This window comes from Kinneretia sp. DJ1R-11 (assembly GCF_025717595.1).
Classification (GTDB): Bacteria; Pseudomonadota; Gammaproteobacteria; order Burkholderiales; family Burkholderiaceae_C; genus Paucibacter_A.
Map to the genome: position 1 here is coordinate 133,161 of NZ_JAJIRR010000007.1, position 19,555 is coordinate 152,715.

Below are 19,555 nucleotides of genomic sequence, written 5' to 3' on the forward strand. Positions count from 1 at the left end.
TGTCCCTACAAGAGTCCAAAACAAAAGTTCGCCGAGCGGCGAACTTGCTTTGTGACGCAGGGTTCATGCCAGATTTACAAGTCATTGAATCGCGGTAATTTGCACGCAACAGAACGTAACCCTGTCAAAAAACCCGACATAGTTGTAACAACTGCACACATATTCACCATGACCAGTGTCATGGGTCAGGGCCAAACTCGCGACCAAATCAGCGCTTGAGCGGCGGACTGTCCTGCGGCAACCAGCGCTTGTAGATGGCAGCAAAGCTGCCGTCGCGTTTCATGGCATCGAGCTGGGTCTGCCAGGCCTTGACCCGCGCATCAGGCGTGTCCGGCGAAAAGGCGATATAGCCCTCGGAGCTGGCATAGCTGTAGACGATTTCGAGCGACTCCTCAGGCACGCCGGCTTGCGCCATGATCTTGGGCATGGACAAACGCTCGGTGGCAAAGTAGTCGGCACGCCCGGCCAGGAGCATGCGAATGGCCGACGGAGGATCGGCCACACTGACCAGATTCCGGAAGCCTAGCTGCTTGAGCTCTTCCGAGGTGTACCAATCACGCACCACCAGCACGGCCTTGGCACGCTTGGCGTCTTCCATGCTGCGCAGGCGCACACCGCCACGCGCCGGCCCGTAGATGGAACTGTAGAAGGTCACCACCGGACCCACCCATTTGAACAGGCGTTCCCGCCCCGTCGTGCGTGCCATGCTGAACAAGGCGGTCTCCCCGCCCAGCTGGACCTCCCGGTAGGCCCGCGCCCAGGGCATGAACTCGATCGGCAGGTCCAGCTGCAAGCGGCGCTGAATCTCTTGCACCACATCGACCGCAAGCCCTCGGGCTTCACCGCCTTCGCTGAAATTGATGGGCGGAAACTCTTCGCTGAGCAGGCGCTTCTGCGCCATGCTGGGCCCGGCCAGACACAGGGCGAGCAGCGCGGGGAACAGGGCGCGTGTGAAAAAACGTCGATCCATCGGTGAAAAGAATAGCAGCCGCTCACGCTGGCTCACGCTCGGCCGCGCCGAATACCGGTCTTTTCACATGGGCTTGGCCGCTGCGAGCTTTGCCCGTTCAGCACGCGTGCGGTGTCTACAGATCGCGAGCCAGACCCGCAAACTGTTGCAGCATGAAATTCCAGTAGGGCAAGACACAGTCAATATGACCCGAAGGCTGGCTGGGGCACGCGTTCAGACTGACTTGCCGGCCGGCGCCTTGCCGCGCCATGCTGTCCAGGGCCAGGCTGGCGTTCAGATAGGGCACGGTCCGGTCCTCGCGACCATGAAACAAGTAGACCGGTTTCTGCGGCGCCCAGTCATGGACATCGCTTTCGGCCTTCAGGCTCGCGATGTCGTCGGCCAGATAGAGGTCGATGAAACGGGGGGCGAAGCGGATGTCGCTGTCCGCGTCCACCACCAGCTTGAGCAACTCATCGCGGACGCGCTGCCGCACGCTGTCGCTCAGGTACCGAAGCAGGCCAGGGTTCAGCAAGGTGCCGAGCAGCGGATTCTTCTCCTTGACCTGGCGCAGCAACTCGTCCAGGGTGGCCGACACACTGTAGGCCCCGGCTCCCGGCGCACTGGCCAGCAGCTGCAGACGAAGGGGGCTCTGGCTGTTCTGCAAGGCCCGGTGAGCCGCCATGGTGACATAGCCACCTTGCGAATAGCCGCCCATGAAGAGCTGGCGGTTGTCCGCAATGCCGGCGCTGTAGCGCCAGTAGCGCGCCGCCGTCAGCAGGTCGTTGACGGCCGACGCCGATGGAGCGGCTTGCAAATAAGGGTGAGGCAGCTGCTTGGATAAGCCGTAACCGATGTAGTCGGCCGCGACCACGATATAGCCGGCCGAGGCCATCATCACAACGGCTTCGCTGGCCACCGCCTGGTGGCTGGGTGCCTCGTTCTCATGCATCAAGGTGGCGTGCTGGTAGCTGAGCACCGGGCTGGGCGCACCGGCCGGCTTGCTCGGTACCGCCACCAGGCCGGAGGCCAGCACCTCGCGGCCTTGGCCGTCACGGCTGAGGTACTCCAGGCGATAGGCTCGGACCTCGTAGCGCGGTGTCAGCTGCGGGGCACGCGCCCCGGCCGCCTGGAGCACCGCGGCAATCTCACCAACGGGGATGCTGCGCAAGAGGCTGGTCTGACGCCATTCACCGGGGCCCGTCGCATTGAGGATGGGCTCGACCGGAGGAACGGGCACGGGCAACGGTTCGGGCACGGGATTCGGGCCTGTACCGCCCGAGCCAGAACAGGCCGACAGCGCCGCCGCACAGAACAGCACACTCAAGCGTCGACAGAGCCTCAGGCGACTGATGTTCCACTGGCTGTTCTGGTCCATGGGCCCTCCCCGGGCGGGCTGGTCAGCCTCCGGTCGGATGGCCGGTTAGCAGGCGCAGCGTGCAAGCAAGCAAGCAACGGCCGGCATTTCACGCAATGCCGACCGTCCCGTCAAGCCTCCGAAGCACTGGCCTTGCAAGTGGCGGTCGCCGCCACCTCAAGGCCTGGGAGCTGCGCCCTGAGCTCAGTCACCACCGGGCTGCAGTGCCAAGTCGGCCACGGACGCATGGTCCTCAGCAGGCTGAGTCTTGGGCTTGCGCTCACGCACCAGGTAGGAGTAGAGCACCGGCACCACCACCAAGGTCAGCAGGGTTGAGGTGATGACGCCGCCGATGATGGCCCGGCCCATGGGCGCTTGCACCTCACCGCCCTGGTTGAAGGCCATCGCCATGGGCAGCATGCCGAAGACCATGGCGGCCGTGGTCATGATGATGGGGCGCATGCGCACCAGGCCGGCCTCCAACAGCGCCTCGGGAATGCTGGCTCCGCCCTTGCGGGCATGGTTGGCGAAATCGATCAGCAGGATGGCGTTCTTGGTCACCAGGCCCATCAGCATGACCAGACCGATCATGGAGAAAACATTGAGCGTCGAACCGGTGATCAGCAAGGCCAGCATCACACCGATCAAGGACAGAGGCAGGGAGGCCATGATGGCAATCGGTTGCACAAAGCTGCCGAACTGGCTGGCCAGCACGATGTAGATGAAGATCACCGCCAGGCCCATCGCAGCCAGCAAGCCCTTGAAGGCCTCGTTCTGCTGCTTACCGGCACCATCGACATTGAACTGCACACCGGGTGGCAGCTCCATGGACTTGATGATCTTCTGGACATCGGCGTTGACATCGCCCGAGGGGCGGCCTTCGGTGCCGGCAAACACGGCCTCGCGGCGCTGCAGGTTCTGACGGCGGATCACCTCAGGGTTGAACACCGATTCGATGGTGGCCACCTGGTCCAGCGAGATCGGCGAGCCGTCCTTGGCAAAGGCCACTGGCAGCTTGAGCATCTGCTCGACGCGCTGACGCTGCTCAACCGGCAGACGCAGCAAGACCTCGACCTGGTTGCCGTCCGGCGTGGTCCAGTAGGTCGCCACCTCTCCGTTGACGTAGGCACGCAGCGACGCGGCCACCTGAGGCGCGGTCAGGCCCAGCTCGCGCACGGCCGAGTCCTTGAGCTTGACCGCAAAGGCCGGAAGGCCCGGCTTGACCGTGGTCTCGACATCGACCGCGCCCTTGACCGCCTTGATCTTGGCCACCAAGTCGTTGGCCACCTGGGTCAGCGCTTCTGGGTCATTGCCCAGCAAGGTGATCCAGATCGAGCGGTCGCCGCCGACGCTGGCGTCGACGCCGGGGATCTTGGCAATCTCGGCGCGGATCGCGTCTTCGATCTGCTTCTGGCTGCGCTTGCGATCCTTGCGGTCCACCAGCGAGATGTTCAGCGAGGCCTGGTTGCGGCCGGTGGCCATGCCCTCGCCGGTACCGCCGACCACGGTGGACACCGTCTTGATCTCCGGGTAGCGGCTCAGCAACTCTTCCACCTGCAAGACCTTGGCATTGCTGCGTTCCAGGCTGGAGGCTACGGGCAGGCGCAGATTGATTTGCGTGAAGCTGTCGTCCGTCTTGGGCGCGAACTCGCTGCCGACAAAGCCACTGAGCACCAAGGCCAGCACGAAGCTGCCGCCGCCGGCCATCATGACCAGTCCGCGCGGTGTGATGGTGGCCAGGCGCAGGCGGCGCGGCGCACTGCGATCGCGCTGCCCCTTGGCATCGAAAGGTCGGCCCCAGACGGGAAACGGCAGAGCAAACAGGCGGTAGCGGCGGCTCGAAAACGCCCAGCGAATCAGACGCTCGTAGACCCGGTGCAGCACATCCATGCCATGGTCGGTGGCGCGGATCAAATGGCCGATCACCGGAATCTTCTTGACGTAGTGGCTCGGCGGATCCTTCCAGATCGAGCTCAGCATGGGGTCGAGCGTGAAGCTGACGAACAAACTCACCAGCACCGCCACCGCCACCGTGATACCGAAGGGGTAGAAGAACTTGCCGATGATGCCGCCCATGAAAGCCACCGGCACGAACACCGCGCAGATGGCAAAGGTGGTGGCCATCACTGCCAGACCGATCTCATTGGTGCCATCAAAGGCGGCTTGCCGGTGGCTCTTGCCCATGCCGACATGGCGCACGATGTTCTCGCGCACGACGATGGCATCGTCGATCAGCAGGCCGATGCACAAGGAGAGCGCCATCATGGTCATGAAGTTCAGCGTGAAGCCGAAGGCATGGACGGCGATGAAGCTGGAGATCACCGCGATCGGCAGGGTCAGGCCGGTGATGATGGTCGAGCGCCAGCTGTGCAGGAACAGGAAGACGATGGCCACGGTCAGCAGCGCGCCTTCGACCAGGGTGTGCTTGAGACCGTTGAGCGAGTCCTTGACGTTGTCGCTGGAGGCAAAGATCAGGTTCAGCTCCACATCCTTGGGCAAGGTCTTGCGCAGCTCGGCCATCGCTTCCTTGACACCCTCGCCGGTGTTGACGATGTTGGCGTCCTGCTGCTTGAAGACATTGAAGGTGATGGCCTGGGCACCGTTGATGCGGGCCAGGCTGTCGGGCTCACGCTCGCGCTCGACCAGCTGGCCCAGATCACCCAGGGTCAGCACCAGATTGCCACGCCGCGCCACCACCACCTTGGCAAAAGCCTTGGGGTCCTTGACCCGGCCTTCCACTCGGAGGATGGCATCGGCGCTCTTGTCCGAGATCAGGCCCACCGGCTGGTCGACATTGGCCTCGCGCAGAGCGGTGGCGATTTCGGCCGGAGTCACGTTGTAGGCACGCAGGCGCAGCGGGTCCAGATCGATGCGCACCTCGCGCGCCACCATGCCGCCCACGTCCACACGGGCCACGCCGTCGACACGGCCCAGTCGCTTGGCGATGATGAGCTCGCTCATCATCGACAGTTCGCGCGCCGGCCGGGTCTTGCTCATCAGCGCGGCCAGCACCACGGGCTGGTTGTCTTCCATCTGGGCGCGCGCCACGGTCGGCGTCTTCGCATCCTTGGGGAAGGCGGCCTGAGCCAGGGAGACGCGGTCCCGCACCTCCTGCATGGCCCGGCCCATATCGGTGTTCAGACCGAACTCGACCTGGGCTTGAACACGGCCTTCGAAGCTGCGCGAGAGCACTTTCTCGACGCCAGCAATCGTGTTCAGTGCCTCTTCCAGGGGCTTGGCAATTTCCCGTTCCACGGCCTCCGGCGATGCGCCCGGGTAGCGCACATCGACCGAGGCGACCGGGATGGAAATATCGGGCATGTTCTCCACACCCAGCTTGGCGTAGGAGAACAGGCCCAGCACACACAAGGCCACCATCACCATGGTGGCGAAGACCGGGTTTTGAATCGAGACGCGCGTCATCCACATGGTGCCGCTCCTCAGTTCGCGGCGGCCGAGGCCACCTTGGTTTTGGCCGGCACCACGGTCGCCTTGGCGCCCTCGCGCAAGTTATCGAAGCGGGCCGACAGCACCTGGGCGGCCGGCGTCAGGCCTTGCAGCACCTCGACCCGCCCTTCCCGCGCGTCGCGTCGGCCGGTGGTGACGATGCGGCGCACCAGCGCACCGTTCTCGATCAGCCAGACCTGCTCCTGACCTGCATTGCTGCTCACCGCCGTCTCCGGCACGGTCAAACGCTGGGCTTCATCGGCCAGCTCGACGCGGGCACCCGCGTACTGGCCGGCCCGGAATTCTTCCTTGGGATTGGCAAGCTCCAGGGTCACACCGATCGAGCGTGTGCCGGGCTCGGCGGCCGGAGCGATGCGGCTGATCCGGGCCTGCACCGGCTCGTCATGACCCTCAACCTTGACGCGCACCGCCATGCCCGGCTTGAGCCGGCTGACCTCATGCGTGCCGACCAGGCCGGCCAGCTCCAAACGGCTCAGGTCCACGATGCTGAGCACTTGCTGCTCCGGCGCCAGCTTTTCGCCGGCCACCGCATGGCGCTTGGACACCACGCCGCTGATCGGCGCCACCAGGGCCGCCTGGCGAAGGGTTACCTGGGCCGTGTCGAGCTGCGCCTTGGCCGCATGGAGCTGGCCACGGGCGGCTTCCAGGCTGGCACGCGAGCTGTCCAGGGCCGTGCTGGCAATGAACTTCTGATCGGCCAGGCCCTGGTTGGCCTTGAACTGGCGCTCGGCCTGGTCCAGCTGCGCCCGGGCGGACTCCACACTGGCGCTGCGCTCGGCGATCCGATAACGCAGTTCTTCCAGGTCCACCTGGCCCAGGGCCTGCCCGGCGCGCACCCGGCTGCCCTCGGCCACGGCCAGGCTCAGCAAGGTGCCGCTGGACTTGGCCCGAACCACGGCCGTGTTGGGCGCGACCAGGGGGCCGGAGAACTCGATCTGAGCCGGCATGCTGGTCATGGTGGGCTTGACCACCTCGCGGGGCACAAACTCCAGGGTCAGCTTGGCGGGGCCCTCCTCGCCCGGCTTCTTGGCAGCGTCAGCGCCTTTGCTCGCCCACACCGTCACGCCCGCGCCACCGGCCAAAAGCACTGCAGCGATGCCACCGATCAGCCATTGTTTGCGCATGGAGTCCCCCATTCATCTGTCAAAACCACAAAGTGGCCGCAGTGTAGGAAGACGAGGGGCCTGGGGCTGGCCACTTGCGACGAAACGCGGAAAGCCGGGAACGATCTGCGCGGGCTTGCGATCACCGGACCGCTGCCGGCTTCAGGGCGCCGGGGCTTGGCGCTCGCAGACCAGGCTGCGCCAGGCGCAAGCGGCACCGGCCAGCGCGCACAGCGCCGCCGCCCAGAACACGGCCGGGAAGCCGTGCCGAGCCACCAACCAAGCGCCACCCAGGCTGCCCAACACGCCCGACAGCCCATAGCCCAGGACTGAATACAGTGCCTGGCCACGGCCGCGCAGGCGGCCCGGGAAGTAGCGCGTGATCAGGGCGATGCAGGCCGTGTGCTGGGCTGCGAAAGTGACGGCGTGAGCACATTGGGCCAGCAGCAGCAAGCCCAGGCTGGCCCCGAAGGCCGCCGTCATTGCGAAGCGCAGCGCCGCCAGCAGAGCCGCCGCCAGCAGCCAGTGGTGCAAGGTGGCCCGCTCCAAGAGGCGGCCCGAGAAGGCGAACCAGAAGATCTCCACCACCACCGAGATCGCCCAGAGGCCACCGATCACCGGCTTGCTATAGCCCAGGGCATCGAGATAAAGGCTGAAAAAAGCGTACAGCGCCGAATGCGCCAACACGGTCAGGAAGACCCCCAGAAAGAACCAGCGCACCTCGGCACGGGCAAACACGGCAAGCACCGAGTCGGTCCCCTCGCCTGCCGACGCTGTGCTGCGCGCCGCAGCGCTGGGCCGAGCCTGCAGCGGCATGCGCCAGGCCATCAGCACCACCACGGCCAGCAAGGCAAAGGTGGTCAGCGCAAACCAGCGCATGCCGAAATGCTCATACCACCAGCCCGCCAGCACCACGGTGGCCAAGAAACCGATCGAGCCCCACATGCGCACGCGTCCATAACGACGCGTGTCCATGCCGCCGTCGGCCGTGCTCAGATGGCTGGCCACCACGGTCTCGGTCAAGGGCACGATGGCCGCATTGAAGCTGAACATCAGGAAAGTGGCGATCACCAAGGTCGCCAAACTCGGCGGCAGCAAGAAGCCCGCGCCGGCGATGCAGCTGGCCAAGGCCGTCCAGCGGATGATCTGCACGCGCTGGCCGGTGCGGTCGGCCAGGGCGCCCCAGGCGTAGGGCGCGAACAAGCGCGTCCAACTGGACAGGGACACCAGCAAGCCGATGGCGAAGACCGGCAGGCCCAGCTCCTTGTACCAGAGCGGGGCGTAAGGATTGAAGCCGCCGATGGCGGCGAAGTAGGCGCAAGACAGGGCCGCGCTGGCGGCCAAGGTGCGGGCCGAAGCGCCGCCGCGCGGCAGACCGAAGCTGCCGGAGCCGCTCAGCGGCTCGGTCATTCAGGCAATCCGTCCGAGCCCGCAGCGGCTTCAGGGCGCGCCCCGGGGATCGGTGCCAGCGGCAGCGCCACATCGCCGCATTGCGCGCGGTGGCGCAGCACATGGTCCATCAACACCAGGGCCAACATGGCCTCGGCGATCGGCGTGGCGCGGATGCCCACGCAAGGGTCGTGGCGGCCAAAGGTTTCGACCACGGACGGCTCGCCGGCGCGGTTGATCGAAGCCTTGGGGCTGCGAATCGAGCTGGTCGGCTTGATGGCGATGGAGGCGACGATGTCCTGACCGGTCGAAATGCCGCCCAACATGCCTCCGGCGTTGTTGCTGGCAAAGCCGAGCGGGGTCAGCTCATCGCCATGCTCGCTGCCGCGCTGGGCGACGACACCGAAGCCGGCGCCAATCTCCACACCCTTGACCGCGTTGATGCCCATCAGAGCGTAGGCAATGTCGGCGTCGAGCTTGTCGAACAGGGGCTCGCCCAGACCCACCGGCACGGCGGTGGCCTCGACGCGAATGCGCGCGCCGACCGAATCGCCGGATTTGCGCAGCGCATCCATGTACGACTCCAACTCGGCGATCTTGCTGACATTGGCGGCGAAAAAAGGGTTGTCGCCCACATGCTGCCAGCCCTCGAAAGGGATCTCGATCTCGCCCAGCTGGGTCATGCAGCCGCGGAACTCGCATCCGAACTTTTCTTTCAGCCATTTGCGCGCCACGGCCCCGGCGCCGACCATGGGTGCGGTCAAACGAGCCGAGGAGCGGCCGCCGCCGCGCGGGTCGCGCAGGCCGTATTTGCGGTAGTAGCTGTAGTCGGCATGGCCGGGACGGAAGCTGTCCAGGATGTTGCCGTAGTCCTTGCTGCGCTGGTCGGTGTTCTTGATCAGCAGGCAGATGGGCGTGCCGGTGGTCAAGCCCTCGTAGACGCCGGAGAGGATCTCGACGGCATCGGGCTCGTTTCGCTGAGTCACATGGCGGCTGGTGCCGGGGCGGCGACGGTCCAGCTCGGGCTGGATGTCGGCCTCGCTCAGGGCCAAGCCGGGGGGGCAGCCGTCGATCACGCAACCAATGGCCGGGCCATGGCTCTCGCCGAAATTCGTGACCCGGAACAATTCGCCGAAAGTGCTGCCTGACATGGGAATCCTGTGCTGCCTGAAGCGCAGGATTCTACGGGCAGGCCGAGTGAAGCCCGGCCTGCCCGCCGCCGCCGCGCTACCAGCTCATCAAGGCGTGACCGTGGCGGTGATCGTCACGCCGCTGTAGGCCGCATAGGCCTGCACACCGACGATGTAGGTGGCCGCCGCAGGCGCAGTGATAGCGCAGCTCTCGTTGCTGGTCGAGCCATCGCTCTTACAGGCATAGCTGCTGGTGCTGGGCTTGGCCGTCTTTTGCACAAAGAGGTCGGCATCGCCGTTGCCGCCTTGCAGGGTGACGGTCAGCTTGGACGCAGCGCTGGGCAGGGTGATGGCGTAATACGTCCAGCTGCCTGTGGCCGCGCTCTGATTGGCCAAAGGCACGCCGCTGCTCAGCGGGGTGGGCGGGGTGTCGGGCACGCCGCCGGTCAGGCTGCCCTTGAGCGCGTAATAGCCGACCGAGGAATAGTTCGAAAAACCGTTCTGCGGCGTGCCCTCAGCGCCGCCTTGAATCTTGATCTGGTAGCTGCCCGCCGCCAAAGCCAGGTTTTTGAACTCGGCCGAGCGATTGACCGACAGATTGCTGCGCGCCACCTGCTGGCCGCTGCCGTTGAGGATGACTGCATCGACATCCAGCATGCGCAGGTACTCGATGGGATCGACACGCAAGTTCAAAGTGCCGGCGGTGGCGACATTGAAGCTGAAGACGTCGCTGTCGGTGTTGCGCTCGATTTGCCCCCAGTTGTCCAGCGGGTTGATCTCGCCACCGGCGCGCAGTTGCAGCGGCTTGCCACTGGCGTTGTCGTCGGCCACATAAGGCACCGACTCATTGACCGTCATGATGCGGAAATCATCTTCCTGGTTGTTGGCCGTGCTGTACTCGCCGCGGCTCCAAGTGAAGAGTTGGTTGGCCCAGGATCCGCCCATCCAATAGTTGCCCATGATGGGCCCCCACTGGTAGGCGGCGATGCCCTCGAAATATTCACCGCCGCTGCCGCCGCCGTCATGCGACATGCCCATCTGATGGCCCACCTCATGCGCCCCGGTCATGCCGATGCCATAGCCGTAGTCGAAACCGGCCGAAGGATTGCGGTAGAGCGTGCCGGCTGAGGTGGTGCCGAAGGAGCGCAGGGGCGCGAAGGAGCGGCCGTCTTGATTGACGAAATTGATGATGCCGGTGCGCAAGGTGTTGGCCGTGCGCGCCGCGTCATAGACCGCACGGTTGGTCGTGACGTTCATGTTCAGCATGCTGTACTGGTCGGCCACCGACTGCCAGGCCCGGTACATCTGCTCCTTGCTCACGCCGTTGAGCGGCGTGCTGCCACTCATTACCGCCGTGGTGTTGAGATAGAAAACCCAGGGACTGCCGGGCTTGCTCTCCAACTTGGTGACGTCCTGGTTGGCATATGGGCCGATGTGCGGCGCCTGGCGCAAGGCCATGGGGCTGTAGACCGGCGCGGCCACGGCCAGCGCGGTGATGCCTTGGGCACGGTCGTAGTCGCGCTGGAACTGCTGTTCAAAGTCCGGGAAGACTTTGGTGTAGGGGACCTCGCGCACGGTCACCTGACCTTTGGCGCCATCGACCGCGCCCGTGCTGAACTCAAAGGCCATGCGCTTGTCGTGCAGGGCCAGATAACCGCCCAGGCTCTTGGCGCTGCCCTTGAGGAAGAACACCGAATTGCTGTTGCCCAGCGCATGGCCGGAGATGGACACCAGGCCATTCTTGTCGAAAAAGTCCTGGATCTGCACGGCCAGCGATTCGCTACCCAGGGTGCGGAAGAAGGGGCCGCTCGCGCCTCGGTGCTGCTGGCGCAGGGCGTCGATCAATTGCTCACCAGTGCCGAGGTTCAACACGTTTGCCGTGCTGTCTTGTGCAAGGGAGGAACTGCTGAGGGCACTCAAGGCCAGCAAGGTGGCCAGGGGCAGGATCGTCTTGGCGTGCATGGAAAGTCTCCAGATGGGTGGGGTCAGCGCGACCGGGCAGCGCAGTGTCCGCAGCCCTCCCGCGCCTGACCATATGAACATCTGACAGATAGACCCAGTTCCTGAGCAAGCAGGGACCCTTAACTCCGCTGAAAAGAAAGGTTCGCGCGGTCGCAGCTTTCGATCTACACACCAAGACTTCGCGACTTCAAGTTCCGCCAACAAGGCCTGCGCTTCATCCGGCGAGCGCGTACTCAGCCGCCACGGCGCTCGGGCTGACTGATGTGGAGGAACCGGGTCAGCAGATCGCGTGGCGGAGCCACAGAAATCGACTTGAGCAGTTGCCCGACGTTGCCCCGATGGTAGGCGCCATGGGTGATGACATGAAGCAGGATCTCCTCGCGGCTCATCAGTCCCGCATCACCGTCGGTGAAACGAAACGCGACCCGCTCGGCGAGCTGAGCTGGAGCAAGAACCCCAACATAATCCTCAAACCAAGCGTCAACTTCTGCACTTGAGAAATGCAGTTCGGCCAAGGTCGGCGTCGTCGCAGTGTTCGTGCCGGTGAAACCATGCGCTGTACCCAGCAGATGGGCTTGAAAAATGCGATCCGCTACATGGATGTGGTTGAGGGTGCGAATCGCCGTATGAAGCAACTCGCCATGCGCATCAGCGTTCAATTCAGCCAAGGCGCTGAACAGTTCCTGATTGGCCCAGGATTTGTATGCAAATAGGGACTGGATGCCCGACATGATTTTGGGTCCTTGAGGGGTGGAGGAAACTTGATTCCAGATGCCGACCACAGGAGGCGTGGCTGCAACTCGGCTTGATGTTGGTGAAGGTCCTACAAAGCTGGCGGCGACAGCGGAACTGCATCGTCAAGGCTCGGCCTTGGGAAGCGTCCTGTTTGACTCAGGCTCAGGTCCAGAGGGCTGCGTTGTGTGGGCCATAAGTTCGGCCGGCCAGGCAGAGCCCAAACACAGACCCTCGAGCCTGCGTTGGATTTGTGGTGTGCGCGGTATGCGAAGCATCAGGCTCGCGAGCCTCAAAAAAAGAGAAGCCGGCCTCATCGCCAGCTTCTCCATGTCGTCCGCCGTGCCCGCCGAAAAGCAGCACCGCCGATTCAAGCCCGATCTGCAGGCCGGGCCGACGCCGCTTCTGGCCGGATCAGAACTTCGACTGCCCTGCCTCGGCCGGGTTGTCTTCCAGCGGCCAGTCACGGATATAGGCCTTGAGCATGCGGTTCTCGAAATCCTGGCCATCGACCACGGCCTTGGCCACGTCGTAGAAGGAGATCACGCCCATCAGCGTGCGGCCGTTGAGCACCGGCATGTAGCGGGCGTGGCGGCCCAGCATCATGCGGCGGACTTCGTCGATTTCTGTCTCGGGCGTGCAGGTCAGCGGATGGTCGTCCATGACGCTGCGAACCAGGGAGGTGCCGACCGTGCCGCCATTGCGCACGATGGCGGCGATCACCTCGCGGAAGGTCAGCATGCCGACCAGGTCGCCATGCTCCATCACCACCAGGGAGCCGATGTCGCGTTCGGCCATGGCAGTCACGGCCACGGCCAACAATTCGTCGGGCGTGACGGTGAACAGCGTGCCGCCCTTGACGCGCAAAATGTCGACGACTTTCATGATCAGCTTTCTCCTCGTTGTCACTGCCTGCCACTGCTTCGCACGAACTGCCGCGCTGCCGGCAAGACCCGGCACCTTGCGCCGCAGGATGCTTGGGAACATAGCACACAATCCGCGCATTCAACATCACGAAAGTCCATATGTCCGGTTACAGCGACCCTGGCTTTGACACCCTGGCTTTGCATGCCGGCGCGGCCCCCGATCCCGCCACCGGCGCGCGCGTCACGCCCTTGCATCTGAGTACCTCCTTTGTGTTCGAGAACAGCGAGCACGCCGCTTCGCTCTTCAATATGGAGCGCGCCGGCCACGTCTACAGCCGCATCTCCAACCCGACCACGGCCGTGTTCGAAGAGCGCATGGCCGCGCTGGAAGGTGGGGTCGGTGCCATCGCCACGGCCAGCGGGCAAGCGGCGCTGCATCTGGCCATCGCCACCCTCGCGGCGGCCGGCTCGCACATCGTTGCCTCCAGCGCGCTTTACGGCGGCTCGCACAATCTGCTGCACTACACCCTGGCTCGCTTCGGCATCAGCACCACCTTTGTGAAGCCGGGCGATCTGGACGGCTGGCGCGCGGCCATCCGGCCCGAGACCAAGCTGCTGTTCGGCGAAACCCTGGGCAACCCGGGCATGGACGTGCTGGACATCCCGGCCGTCGCGGCCATCGCCCACGAGGCCGGCCTGCCCCTGCTGGTGGACGCCACCTTGAGCACGCCCTATCTGCAGCGGCCCATCGCTCAGGGCGCCGATCTGGTCATGCATTCAGCCACCAAGTTTTTGTCGGGTCATGGCACCGTGGTCGGCGGCGTGCTGGTCGACAGCGGTCGCTTCAACTGGCAGGCCGCGTTTGATCGCAGCGGCGGCAGTCGCTTTGCGGAGCTCTGCGAACCCTATGCCGGCTTCCACGGCATGGTATTCAGCGAGGAGAGCAGCACCGGCGCCTTCCTGCTGCGCGCGCGCCGCGAGGGCCTGCGCGACTTCGGTGCCTGCATGAGCCCGCACACCGCCTGGCTGATCCTGCAAGGCATCGAGACCCTGTCCCTGCGCATGGAGCGCCATGTGAAGAACGCCGGCCGCGTGGCCGAGTTCCTGGCCACCCAGCCCCAGGTCAGCCGCGTCGGCTACCCCGGCCTGGCCAGCCACGCCGACCATGGCCTGGCCCAGCAGCTGCTGCCGCGCGGTTGCGGCTCGGTCTTCAGCTTCGATCTGCAAGGCAGCCGCGAGCAAGGCCGGCGCTTCATCGAGGCGCTCAAGATCTTCTCCCACCTGGCCAATGTCGGCGACTGCCGCTCGCTGGTGATCCACCCGGCCAGCACCACCCATTTCCGCATGGACGATGCGGCCCTGGCACAGGCCGGCATCACGCCCGGCACCATCCGCCTGTCCATCGGCCTGGAAGACGCCGAGGACCTGATCGCCGACTTGAAGCGCGCGCTCAAGATCGCCGCCCGCTGAAGCGAAGCCACCGAGACTCACACCATGCTTTTCAACGTCCACGAACAGCCCAGCTACGCCTACACCGGCGGCAAGCCCTTTGACCCCACCCTGCCCTGCGTGGTCTTCATCCACGGTGCCCTCAACGACCACAGCGTCTGGACCCTGCTGGCGCGCTGGTGCGCCCACCATGGCCATGCGGTGCTGGCCGTCGACCTGCCCGGCCATGGCCGCAACCGCGCGCAAGCGCCGCTGGCCGATGTGCCGGCCATGGCCGATTGGTTGCTGGCCTTGATGCAGGCTGCGGGCTTGAGCCAGCCCGCCGCATTGGTCGGCCACAGCATGGGCTCGCTGATCGCGCTGGAGGCCGCTGCGCGCGCGCCCGAGCAGGTCAGCCGCCTGGTGCTGGTGGGCACGGCCTACCCGATGAAGGTCTCGCCCGCCCTGCTGGAAACCGCCCGCACCGCGCCCGAGCAGGCCATTGCCATGGTCAACACCTTCTCCTTCGCCAGCTGGGCCAGCAAGCCCGGCTACCCGGGCCCGGGCAGCTGGCTGCAAGGGGCCGAGCTGGCACTCAAGACCCGCATCCAGAACGGGCAGATGGCGCTAAATTTGTTCGAGCACGACTTCCGGGTCTGCGACAGCTATGCCGGCGGCTTGGAGGCTGCGGCCCGGGTGCGCTGCCCGGCGCATTTCATCCTCGGCGAGCAGGACCAGATGACGGCGCCCAAGCAGGCGCAAGCCCTGATCGAAGCGCTGAAAGCCCAGGTGCCCACCGCCGTGCACACACTGTCCGCCGGCCATTCGATGATGGCCGAGGCGCCGGACGCCACGCTGGCGGCGCTGCGCCAGGCGCTGCGCTGAAGCCGCTGCTCAGCCGCGCTGGATCAACCCATCCACCACCTGGATGGTGCGGTCACAGCGTTGAGCGAGCTCGGGGTTGTGGGTCACAAAAAGCACGGCCGTTCCCTGCTCGCGGTTGACCCGGCGTAACAGCTCGAACACCGCATCGGCGCTCTTGGTGTCAAGGTTGCCCGTGGGCTCGTCGGCCAGCAGCAAGGCCGGCTTCATGGCCAGGGCCCGGGCCACGGCCACGCGCTGCTGCTGGCCACCGCTGAGCTTGTTGGCCAGGTTGTCGCGCCAGGGCGTGAGCCCCACCTGATCGATCAGCTCGGCCGCCCGCGCCGCCATGGCCGCATCGGGCCGACCCTTGGCACCGAGCAGGGGCAGCATCACGTTCTCCAGCGCGGTGAAGGCGCTGATCAGGTGGTGGTACTGGAACACAAAGCCGATGTTGTGGCCACGCAGCCGGGTCAGCGCATGGTCGTCCAAGCCCACGGTGTTCTCGCCGCAGATGCTCAGCTCGCCGCTGCTGGGCCGGTCCAGCAGGCCGACGATATTGAGCAAGGTGCTCTTGCCCGAGCCGCTCGGGCCCATGACGGCACAGAACTCGCCGCGGCTCAAGTCCAGGTCAATGCCGTGCAAGACCTCGCTGGCGAAGGGCGTGCCGGGATTGAAGACCTTGCGCACGCCGCGCATGGTGACCACCGCGCTGCGATCAGCGCCCTCAGCCACGGATGGCCACCACGGGGTCAAGCCGTGCCGCACGCAGGGCCGGCGCAAACGCAGAAAGCAAGCCGGTGATGCTGGCCAAGAGCAAGGCCAGGGCAAACAGATGCGGGTCCAGGCTGAGCGCGAACAGCGGCGTGCCGTCGGCATTGCGGGCAAAGCGCTGCCAGGCCAGCAAGGCCGCCGCGCCGATGGCACAGCCGATCAGCGCGCCGCCCAGACCCAGCAGCCCGCCTTGCAGCAAGAAGACGCGCAGAATCTGCCCCCGCGAAATGCCCATGGCACGCAGGATGCCGATCTCGCGCGACTTCTGCACCACCACGACGACCAGCACGCTGGCGATGCCGAAGGCCACCGAGAGGCCGACAAAAAATCGAATCGCCGTGTTGGCCGTGGTCTGGGCGCTGACGGCCGAAAAGAACTGGGCGCTGGCCTTGATCCAGCTGTCGGCCTGCACACCGGTTTCCGCGGCGATGCGCTGAGCCATGCGTTCGGCAGCATAGACATCCTCGACCGTCACCTCCAGGCTGCTGACACCGCCGGGCAGGCCCAGCAGGCTTTGCGCCGTGCGCAGCGGCACGAAGATGCTGCGCTGGTTGGCGCCCTTGTTGCCCAGGTCGAAGATGCCGGCGATCTTGAAGGTGCTGAGGCTGGGTGCGGCGCCAGGATTGGCGGCATTGCTGGTGCTCAGGCGCAGCTTGTCGCCGACGTCGAGGCCCAGGTCGGCGGCCAGCTCGCTGCCGATCAGGATGTCACCGCTGCCCAGCTGGGCCGCGCCGCGCAGGATCTTGTCGCTGAGATCGACGATGCGGTAGTACAGCGCCGGCTCGATGCCGGTGATGGACACCGCACGGCTGGCACTGCCGCGCAGCACCAGGGCCGAGCCGCTGACCTGGGGGCTGACCACCCGCACGCCCGGCATGGCCTGCACCTGTCGGGCCACGGCCTGCCACTGGTCGATGGACTTGAGGCGCTGCAGCGGCGGCTGGACGATGGCGCCGACCACGGCGCCGAGCTGGCCCTCAGGCCCCAGCTCTTGATCGCCGCGCAGCTCGCGCGTGTGCTGCTGCGGCGGCAGCAGCTGGATGTGGGCCTGGGCCGAGAGCACGCGGCGGATGAAGTTGCCCTGCAAACCGGCCAGCAAGGCCGACATGAAGACGATCACGCCCACACCGATTGCCACGCCGGTCATGATGAACAGGGTCTGCAGCCGCCCTTCGCGCAGAAAGCGCAGGGCAACGATCCACTCAAAGGGCTGCCAGAACTTGAGCATGGTCAGGGGCCCGCGCCTGTTTCAGCGGCTGGCGGGCGAGGACGCTGGAGCTGCTGCTGTCGGCTTGGCGAAAACTGGCCGCACAGGGTCGCCTGCTTTCAGACCCGCGGCATCGGCAGCCGCAGCCTGCAGCACCACATCGCCTTCAGCCAATCCACCCAGCACCTCGACCCAGCCACCGCTGCGCAGGCCCAACTCAATCTCGCGCCGCTGCAGCCCCTGCTGGGCATCGACGCGCCAGACCCAGGGTTTCTGGCCCGACGCCTCATGCAGCTGCGCCAAGCCCAGCAGCAAGGCCCGCTGACGCCGGCCCACCTCAATGTCGGCCGAGACCGTCATGTCCTGGCGCAGATAGGCCGGCGGCGCATCGACTGCCAGGCGCACCTCGACCGCGCCGGTCTGGGCATTGATGCCCGGGTTGATATAGGCCACGCGCGCAGCGAAGCGCTGCTCGGGGTAGGCATCGGCCGAGGCCAGTGCTGGCTGGCCCAGCTGCAGCAGACGCAGGTTCTTCTCGTCGATGGACAACACCAGCTCGGTCCGGCCCTGGGGGGAGAGCGTCATCAGCAAACGCCCGGCCTGCACCACATCACCGACCTCGACATTGCGGGCAATCAGAGTGCCGGCCACCGGCGCCTGAATGCGGGTGTAGCGGGCCCGCGCCCGAGCCAGATCGGCGGCAGCCTCGGCCTGGCTGAGGGCTGCGCGGGCCAGGGCCAGCTCGCTGCCAGCCGGCTGCAGACTGCGGGTCTGGGCCTGGTTGGCGCGCGCCTGCGCTTCGGCCAGGCTCAGGCTTTTGCGGGCCTCATCGAGGGCCGCCGCACCAATGAATCCTTGCTGATGCAGCTGTTCACTGCGCTGCAACTGGGCACGCGCCAGATCGAGCGTGGCTTGCGCCTGGCGCAGCTGCTGCTCGCTGACCGGCAGCTGCACCTCGCCCAGACGGCGCAAGTTCAGTTGCGCCTGCTGCAAGGCCGCCTCGGCTTGGCGCTGCGCGGCACTCAGTTCACTGGCCTCCAGCGCCACCAGCAACTGGCCCTGCGCCACCGTCTGCCCTTGTGCCACCGGCACCTCGCTGACCGTGCCAGTGATCTGCGCTGCCAGGTCCACCCGATGCGGCGCTTCCACTCGGGCACTGGCCACCACGGTCTGCACAAAATCGCGCCGCTGCAACTGCTCGGCACTCATGGCCTGGCCGCGCTGGCTTTGCCACAAGGCCCAGGAAGCAGCGATCAAAAGGCCGCCGAAGCCCCATGCGATCCAGCGAAGCAAGCCTCGGCGGCGCGAAGCGGCCGGGGTGGTGGCAAGAGGTGTGTCCATGCCGTGCCTCAGCTCACGCTCAATTGCGGTATGCCAAGCCCAGGCTCCAGCTGTAAGAGCTCGGCTTCTGGTTGAGTGGGCTGTCGGCTGCCGAGCCCAGCAAGCGACCCACGCCAAGACTGCTGAAGCAAACCCAGTGCTTGCTGACCGAGCGGGTGTAGCTCAAGCCCAAGCCCGCATCGCGAAGGCCAGAACCCGGCGCGTAGCTGCGCCCCAGGCGCTCTGCCGCCGGACCTTCGGGCACGCCGAAATAACTCTGCATGTAGCGGCCATTGCCGCCGGCGACGCCCAGGCCAAGGTTCAACTCACCTCCGGCCGAACGGAAGAGCTGCTTGCGCAGATCGGCGTTCCAGACCAGGCCGCCATCCCGGCCGGCCAGATCCTGGCTCAGGCTGCCACCCAGCTGCCAACTCGGGGCCAAGGTATAGCCGACGAACAGCCGACCACGCAGCGTCCGCTTGACATCAGGCAGGCCCTGGGTGCTTTCGCTGTCGCGGCTGTTGCGACCGCTGTCCACGCGCAAGCCGAAGCCCAGGTTGAAGTTCTCGTTGCGAAACAGCTCGCGGCTGGCACCGGCGCCGCCATCGACAGTTTCGCGGCCGAAACCCATCAGGCCGGAAGAGCCCGAAGTGGCAATGCGCCAGCGGCCCCAACGCACCGCCCACAGCGGCTTGATGTCACCGGCGTATTGGCGCGCACCGAAATACTCGGGGCTGTAGCGGTAAGCGGCACCGATCAAGTAGCGCACATCGCTTGAAACCGCAGCTTCCAACGGGGTTTGGGCAAGGCTGAAACCCGGCAGGCCTGCGGCGACCAGCAGCAGCTGCTTGGCCCAGGCCAAGACGGGCCGCGCAGGCCGCGGGCCAAGACATGATGTATGTACAGAAACCTGAAGGATGGAGTTCAGCAGCATCAGCGCAGCTTAGCAGCGCTGCGCGGCATTTGTCCGTGCGCTGCGGCTCAGCTGATGCAGATCAAGCCATGCCTA

The 19,555-nt window shown here is 65.7% G+C and carries 15 protein-coding genes; 2 read left to right on the forward strand and 13 right to left on the reverse strand.

Annotated features, from left to right (window positions below; genetic code table 11):
- Positions 1 to 208 precede the first annotated feature (208 nt).
- The 9 genes from LNV23_RS13485 to LNV23_RS13525 all read right to left on the reverse strand — a co-directional run bounded on the left by LNV23_RS13485 (position 209) and on the right by LNV23_RS13525 (position 12,975).
- Complete coding sequence (locus tag LNV23_RS13485; RefSeq protein WP_263563445.1) at positions 209 to 970, reverse strand: substrate-binding periplasmic protein; 762 nt, start codon at positions 968 to 970, stop codon at positions 209 to 211.
- Between the two features lie 115 nt (positions 971 to 1,085).
- On the reverse strand, positions 1,086 to 2,327 hold the full coding sequence (locus tag LNV23_RS13490) for a prolyl oligopeptidase family serine peptidase (RefSeq protein ID WP_263563446.1): 1,242 nt from the start codon (positions 2,325 to 2,327) through the stop codon (positions 1,086 to 1,088).
- A 183-nt stretch (positions 2,328 to 2,510) separates the two neighbouring features.
- The gene (locus tag LNV23_RS13495) at positions 2,511 to 5,735 is read right to left on the reverse strand and encodes an efflux RND transporter permease subunit (RefSeq protein WP_263563447.1); all 3,225 of its coding nucleotides are present in this window, start codon (positions 5,733 to 5,735) and stop codon (positions 2,511 to 2,513) included.
- A gap of 11 nt (positions 5,736 to 5,746) precedes the next feature.
- Positions 5,747 to 6,898 carry an efflux RND transporter periplasmic adaptor subunit gene (locus LNV23_RS13500; protein ID WP_263517282.1) on the reverse strand — a complete coding sequence of 384 codons (1,152 nt, stop codon included), beginning with the start codon at positions 6,896 to 6,898 and terminating at the stop codon, positions 5,747 to 5,749.
- Positions 6,899 to 7,039: 141 nt separating this feature from the next.
- On the reverse strand, positions 7,040 to 8,287 hold the full coding sequence (locus LNV23_RS13505) for an MFS transporter (protein ID WP_263563448.1): 1,248 nt from the start codon (positions 8,285 to 8,287) through the stop codon (positions 7,040 to 7,042).
- The gene (aroC, locus tag LNV23_RS13510; protein ID WP_263563449.1) at positions 8,284 to 9,417 is read right to left on the reverse strand and encodes a chorismate synthase; all 1,134 of its coding nucleotides are present in this window, start codon (positions 9,415 to 9,417) and stop codon (positions 8,284 to 8,286) included. The genes LNV23_RS13505 and aroC overlap by 4 nt, the downstream gene beginning before the upstream one ends.
- An 87-nt stretch (positions 9,418 to 9,504) precedes the next feature.
- Positions 9,505 to 11,358, reverse strand: a complete 1,854-nt coding sequence (locus LNV23_RS13515; RefSeq protein WP_263563450.1) for a pre-peptidase C-terminal domain-containing protein — start codon at positions 11,356 to 11,358, stop codon at positions 9,505 to 9,507.
- A 233-nt stretch (positions 11,359 to 11,591) separates the two neighbouring features.
- A complete protein-coding gene (locus LNV23_RS13520) occupies positions 11,592 to 12,089 on the reverse strand; it encodes a DinB family protein (RefSeq protein WP_263563451.1) in 498 nt (165 codons plus the stop codon).
- Positions 12,090 to 12,504: 415 nt separating this feature from the next.
- Positions 12,505 to 12,975 carry a CBS domain-containing protein gene (locus LNV23_RS13525; protein WP_263563452.1) on the reverse strand — a complete coding sequence of 157 codons (471 nt, stop codon included), beginning with the start codon at positions 12,973 to 12,975 and terminating at the stop codon, positions 12,505 to 12,507.
- 140 nt (positions 12,976 to 13,115) lie between these two features.
- Here LNV23_RS13525 and LNV23_RS13530 point away from each other — a divergent pair, with 140 nt between their 5' ends.
- Both LNV23_RS13530 and LNV23_RS13535 read left to right on the forward strand, forming a co-directional pair.
- On the forward strand, positions 13,116 to 14,426 hold the full coding sequence (locus tag LNV23_RS13530) for an O-acetylhomoserine aminocarboxypropyltransferase (protein ID WP_263563453.1): 1,311 nt from the start codon (positions 13,116 to 13,118) through the stop codon (positions 14,424 to 14,426).
- Between the two features lie 24 nt (positions 14,427 to 14,450).
- A complete protein-coding gene (locus LNV23_RS13535; protein ID WP_263563454.1) occupies positions 14,451 to 15,269 on the forward strand; it encodes an alpha/beta fold hydrolase in 819 nt (272 codons plus the stop codon).
- Positions 15,270 to 15,278: 9 nt separating this feature from the next.
- Here LNV23_RS13535 and LNV23_RS13540 read toward each other — a convergent pair whose 3' ends face one another.
- From LNV23_RS13540 to LNV23_RS13555, 4 genes are read right to left on the reverse strand one after another with little or no spacing between them, the layout of a single operon-like run.
- Positions 15,279 to 15,944, reverse strand: a complete 666-nt coding sequence (locus tag LNV23_RS13540) for an ABC transporter ATP-binding protein (RefSeq protein WP_263563545.1) — start codon at positions 15,942 to 15,944, stop codon at positions 15,279 to 15,281.
- A 28-nt stretch (positions 15,945 to 15,972) separates the two neighbouring features.
- Complete coding sequence (locus LNV23_RS13545) at positions 15,973 to 17,247, reverse strand: ABC transporter permease (protein ID WP_263563455.1); 1,275 nt, start codon at positions 17,245 to 17,247, stop codon at positions 15,973 to 15,975.
- Positions 17,248 to 17,268: 21 nt separating this feature from the next.
- A complete protein-coding gene (locus LNV23_RS13550) occupies positions 17,269 to 18,567 on the reverse strand; it encodes an efflux RND transporter periplasmic adaptor subunit (RefSeq protein ID WP_263563456.1) in 1,299 nt (432 codons plus the stop codon).
- 19 nt (positions 18,568 to 18,586) lie between these two features.
- Positions 18,587 to 19,408 (reverse strand): MipA/OmpV family protein, encoded by an 822-nt coding sequence (locus tag LNV23_RS13555; protein ID WP_263563457.1) that lies wholly within the window; start codon positions 19,406 to 19,408, stop codon positions 18,587 to 18,589.
- Positions 19,409 to 19,555 lie beyond the last annotated feature (147 nt).

Excerpts from the sequence above, each read along its gene's own strand:
- LNV23_RS13485 (WP_263563445.1), bottom strand. The coding sequence starts at position 970 with ATGGATCGACGTTTTTTCACACGCGCCCTGTTCCCCGCGCTGCTCGCC.
- LNV23_RS13490 (WP_263563446.1), bottom strand. The coding sequence starts at position 2,327 with ATGGACCAGAACAGCCAGTGGAACATCAGTCGCCTGAGGCTCTGTCGA.
- LNV23_RS13495 (WP_263563447.1), bottom strand. The coding sequence starts at position 5,735 with ATGTGGATGACGCGCGTCTCGATTCAAAACCCGGTCTTCGCCACCATG.
- LNV23_RS13500 (WP_263517282.1), bottom strand. The coding sequence starts at position 6,898 with ATGCGCAAACAATGGCTGATCGGTGGCATCGCTGCAGTGCTTTTGGCC.
- LNV23_RS13505 (WP_263563448.1), bottom strand. The coding sequence starts at position 8,287 with ATGACCGAGCCGCTGAGCGGCTCCGGCAGCTTCGGTCTGCCGCGCGGC.
- aroC (WP_263563449.1), bottom strand. The coding sequence starts at position 9,417 with ATGTCAGGCAGCACTTTCGGCGAATTGTTCCGGGTCACGAATTTCGGC.
- LNV23_RS13515 (WP_263563450.1), bottom strand. The coding sequence starts at position 11,358 with ATGCACGCCAAGACGATCCTGCCCCTGGCCACCTTGCTGGCCTTGAGT.
- LNV23_RS13520 (WP_263563451.1), bottom strand. The coding sequence starts at position 12,089 with ATGTCGGGCATCCAGTCCCTATTTGCATACAAATCCTGGGCCAATCAG.
- LNV23_RS13525 (WP_263563452.1), bottom strand. The coding sequence starts at position 12,975 with ATGAAAGTCGTCGACATTTTGCGCGTCAAGGGCGGCACGCTGTTCACC.
- LNV23_RS13530 (WP_263563453.1), top strand. The coding sequence starts at position 13,116 with ATGTCCGGTTACAGCGACCCTGGCTTTGACACCCTGGCTTTGCATGCC.
- LNV23_RS13535 (WP_263563454.1), top strand. The coding sequence starts at position 14,451 with ATGCTTTTCAACGTCCACGAACAGCCCAGCTACGCCTACACCGGCGGC.
- LNV23_RS13540 (WP_263563545.1), bottom strand. The coding sequence starts at position 15,944 with ATGCGCGGCGTGCGCAAGGTCTTCAATCCCGGCACGCCCTTCGCCAGC.
- LNV23_RS13545 (WP_263563455.1), bottom strand. The coding sequence starts at position 17,247 with ATGCTCAAGTTCTGGCAGCCCTTTGAGTGGATCGTTGCCCTGCGCTTT.
- LNV23_RS13550 (WP_263563456.1), bottom strand. The coding sequence starts at position 18,567 with ATGGACACACCTCTTGCCACCACCCCGGCCGCTTCGCGCCGCCGAGGC.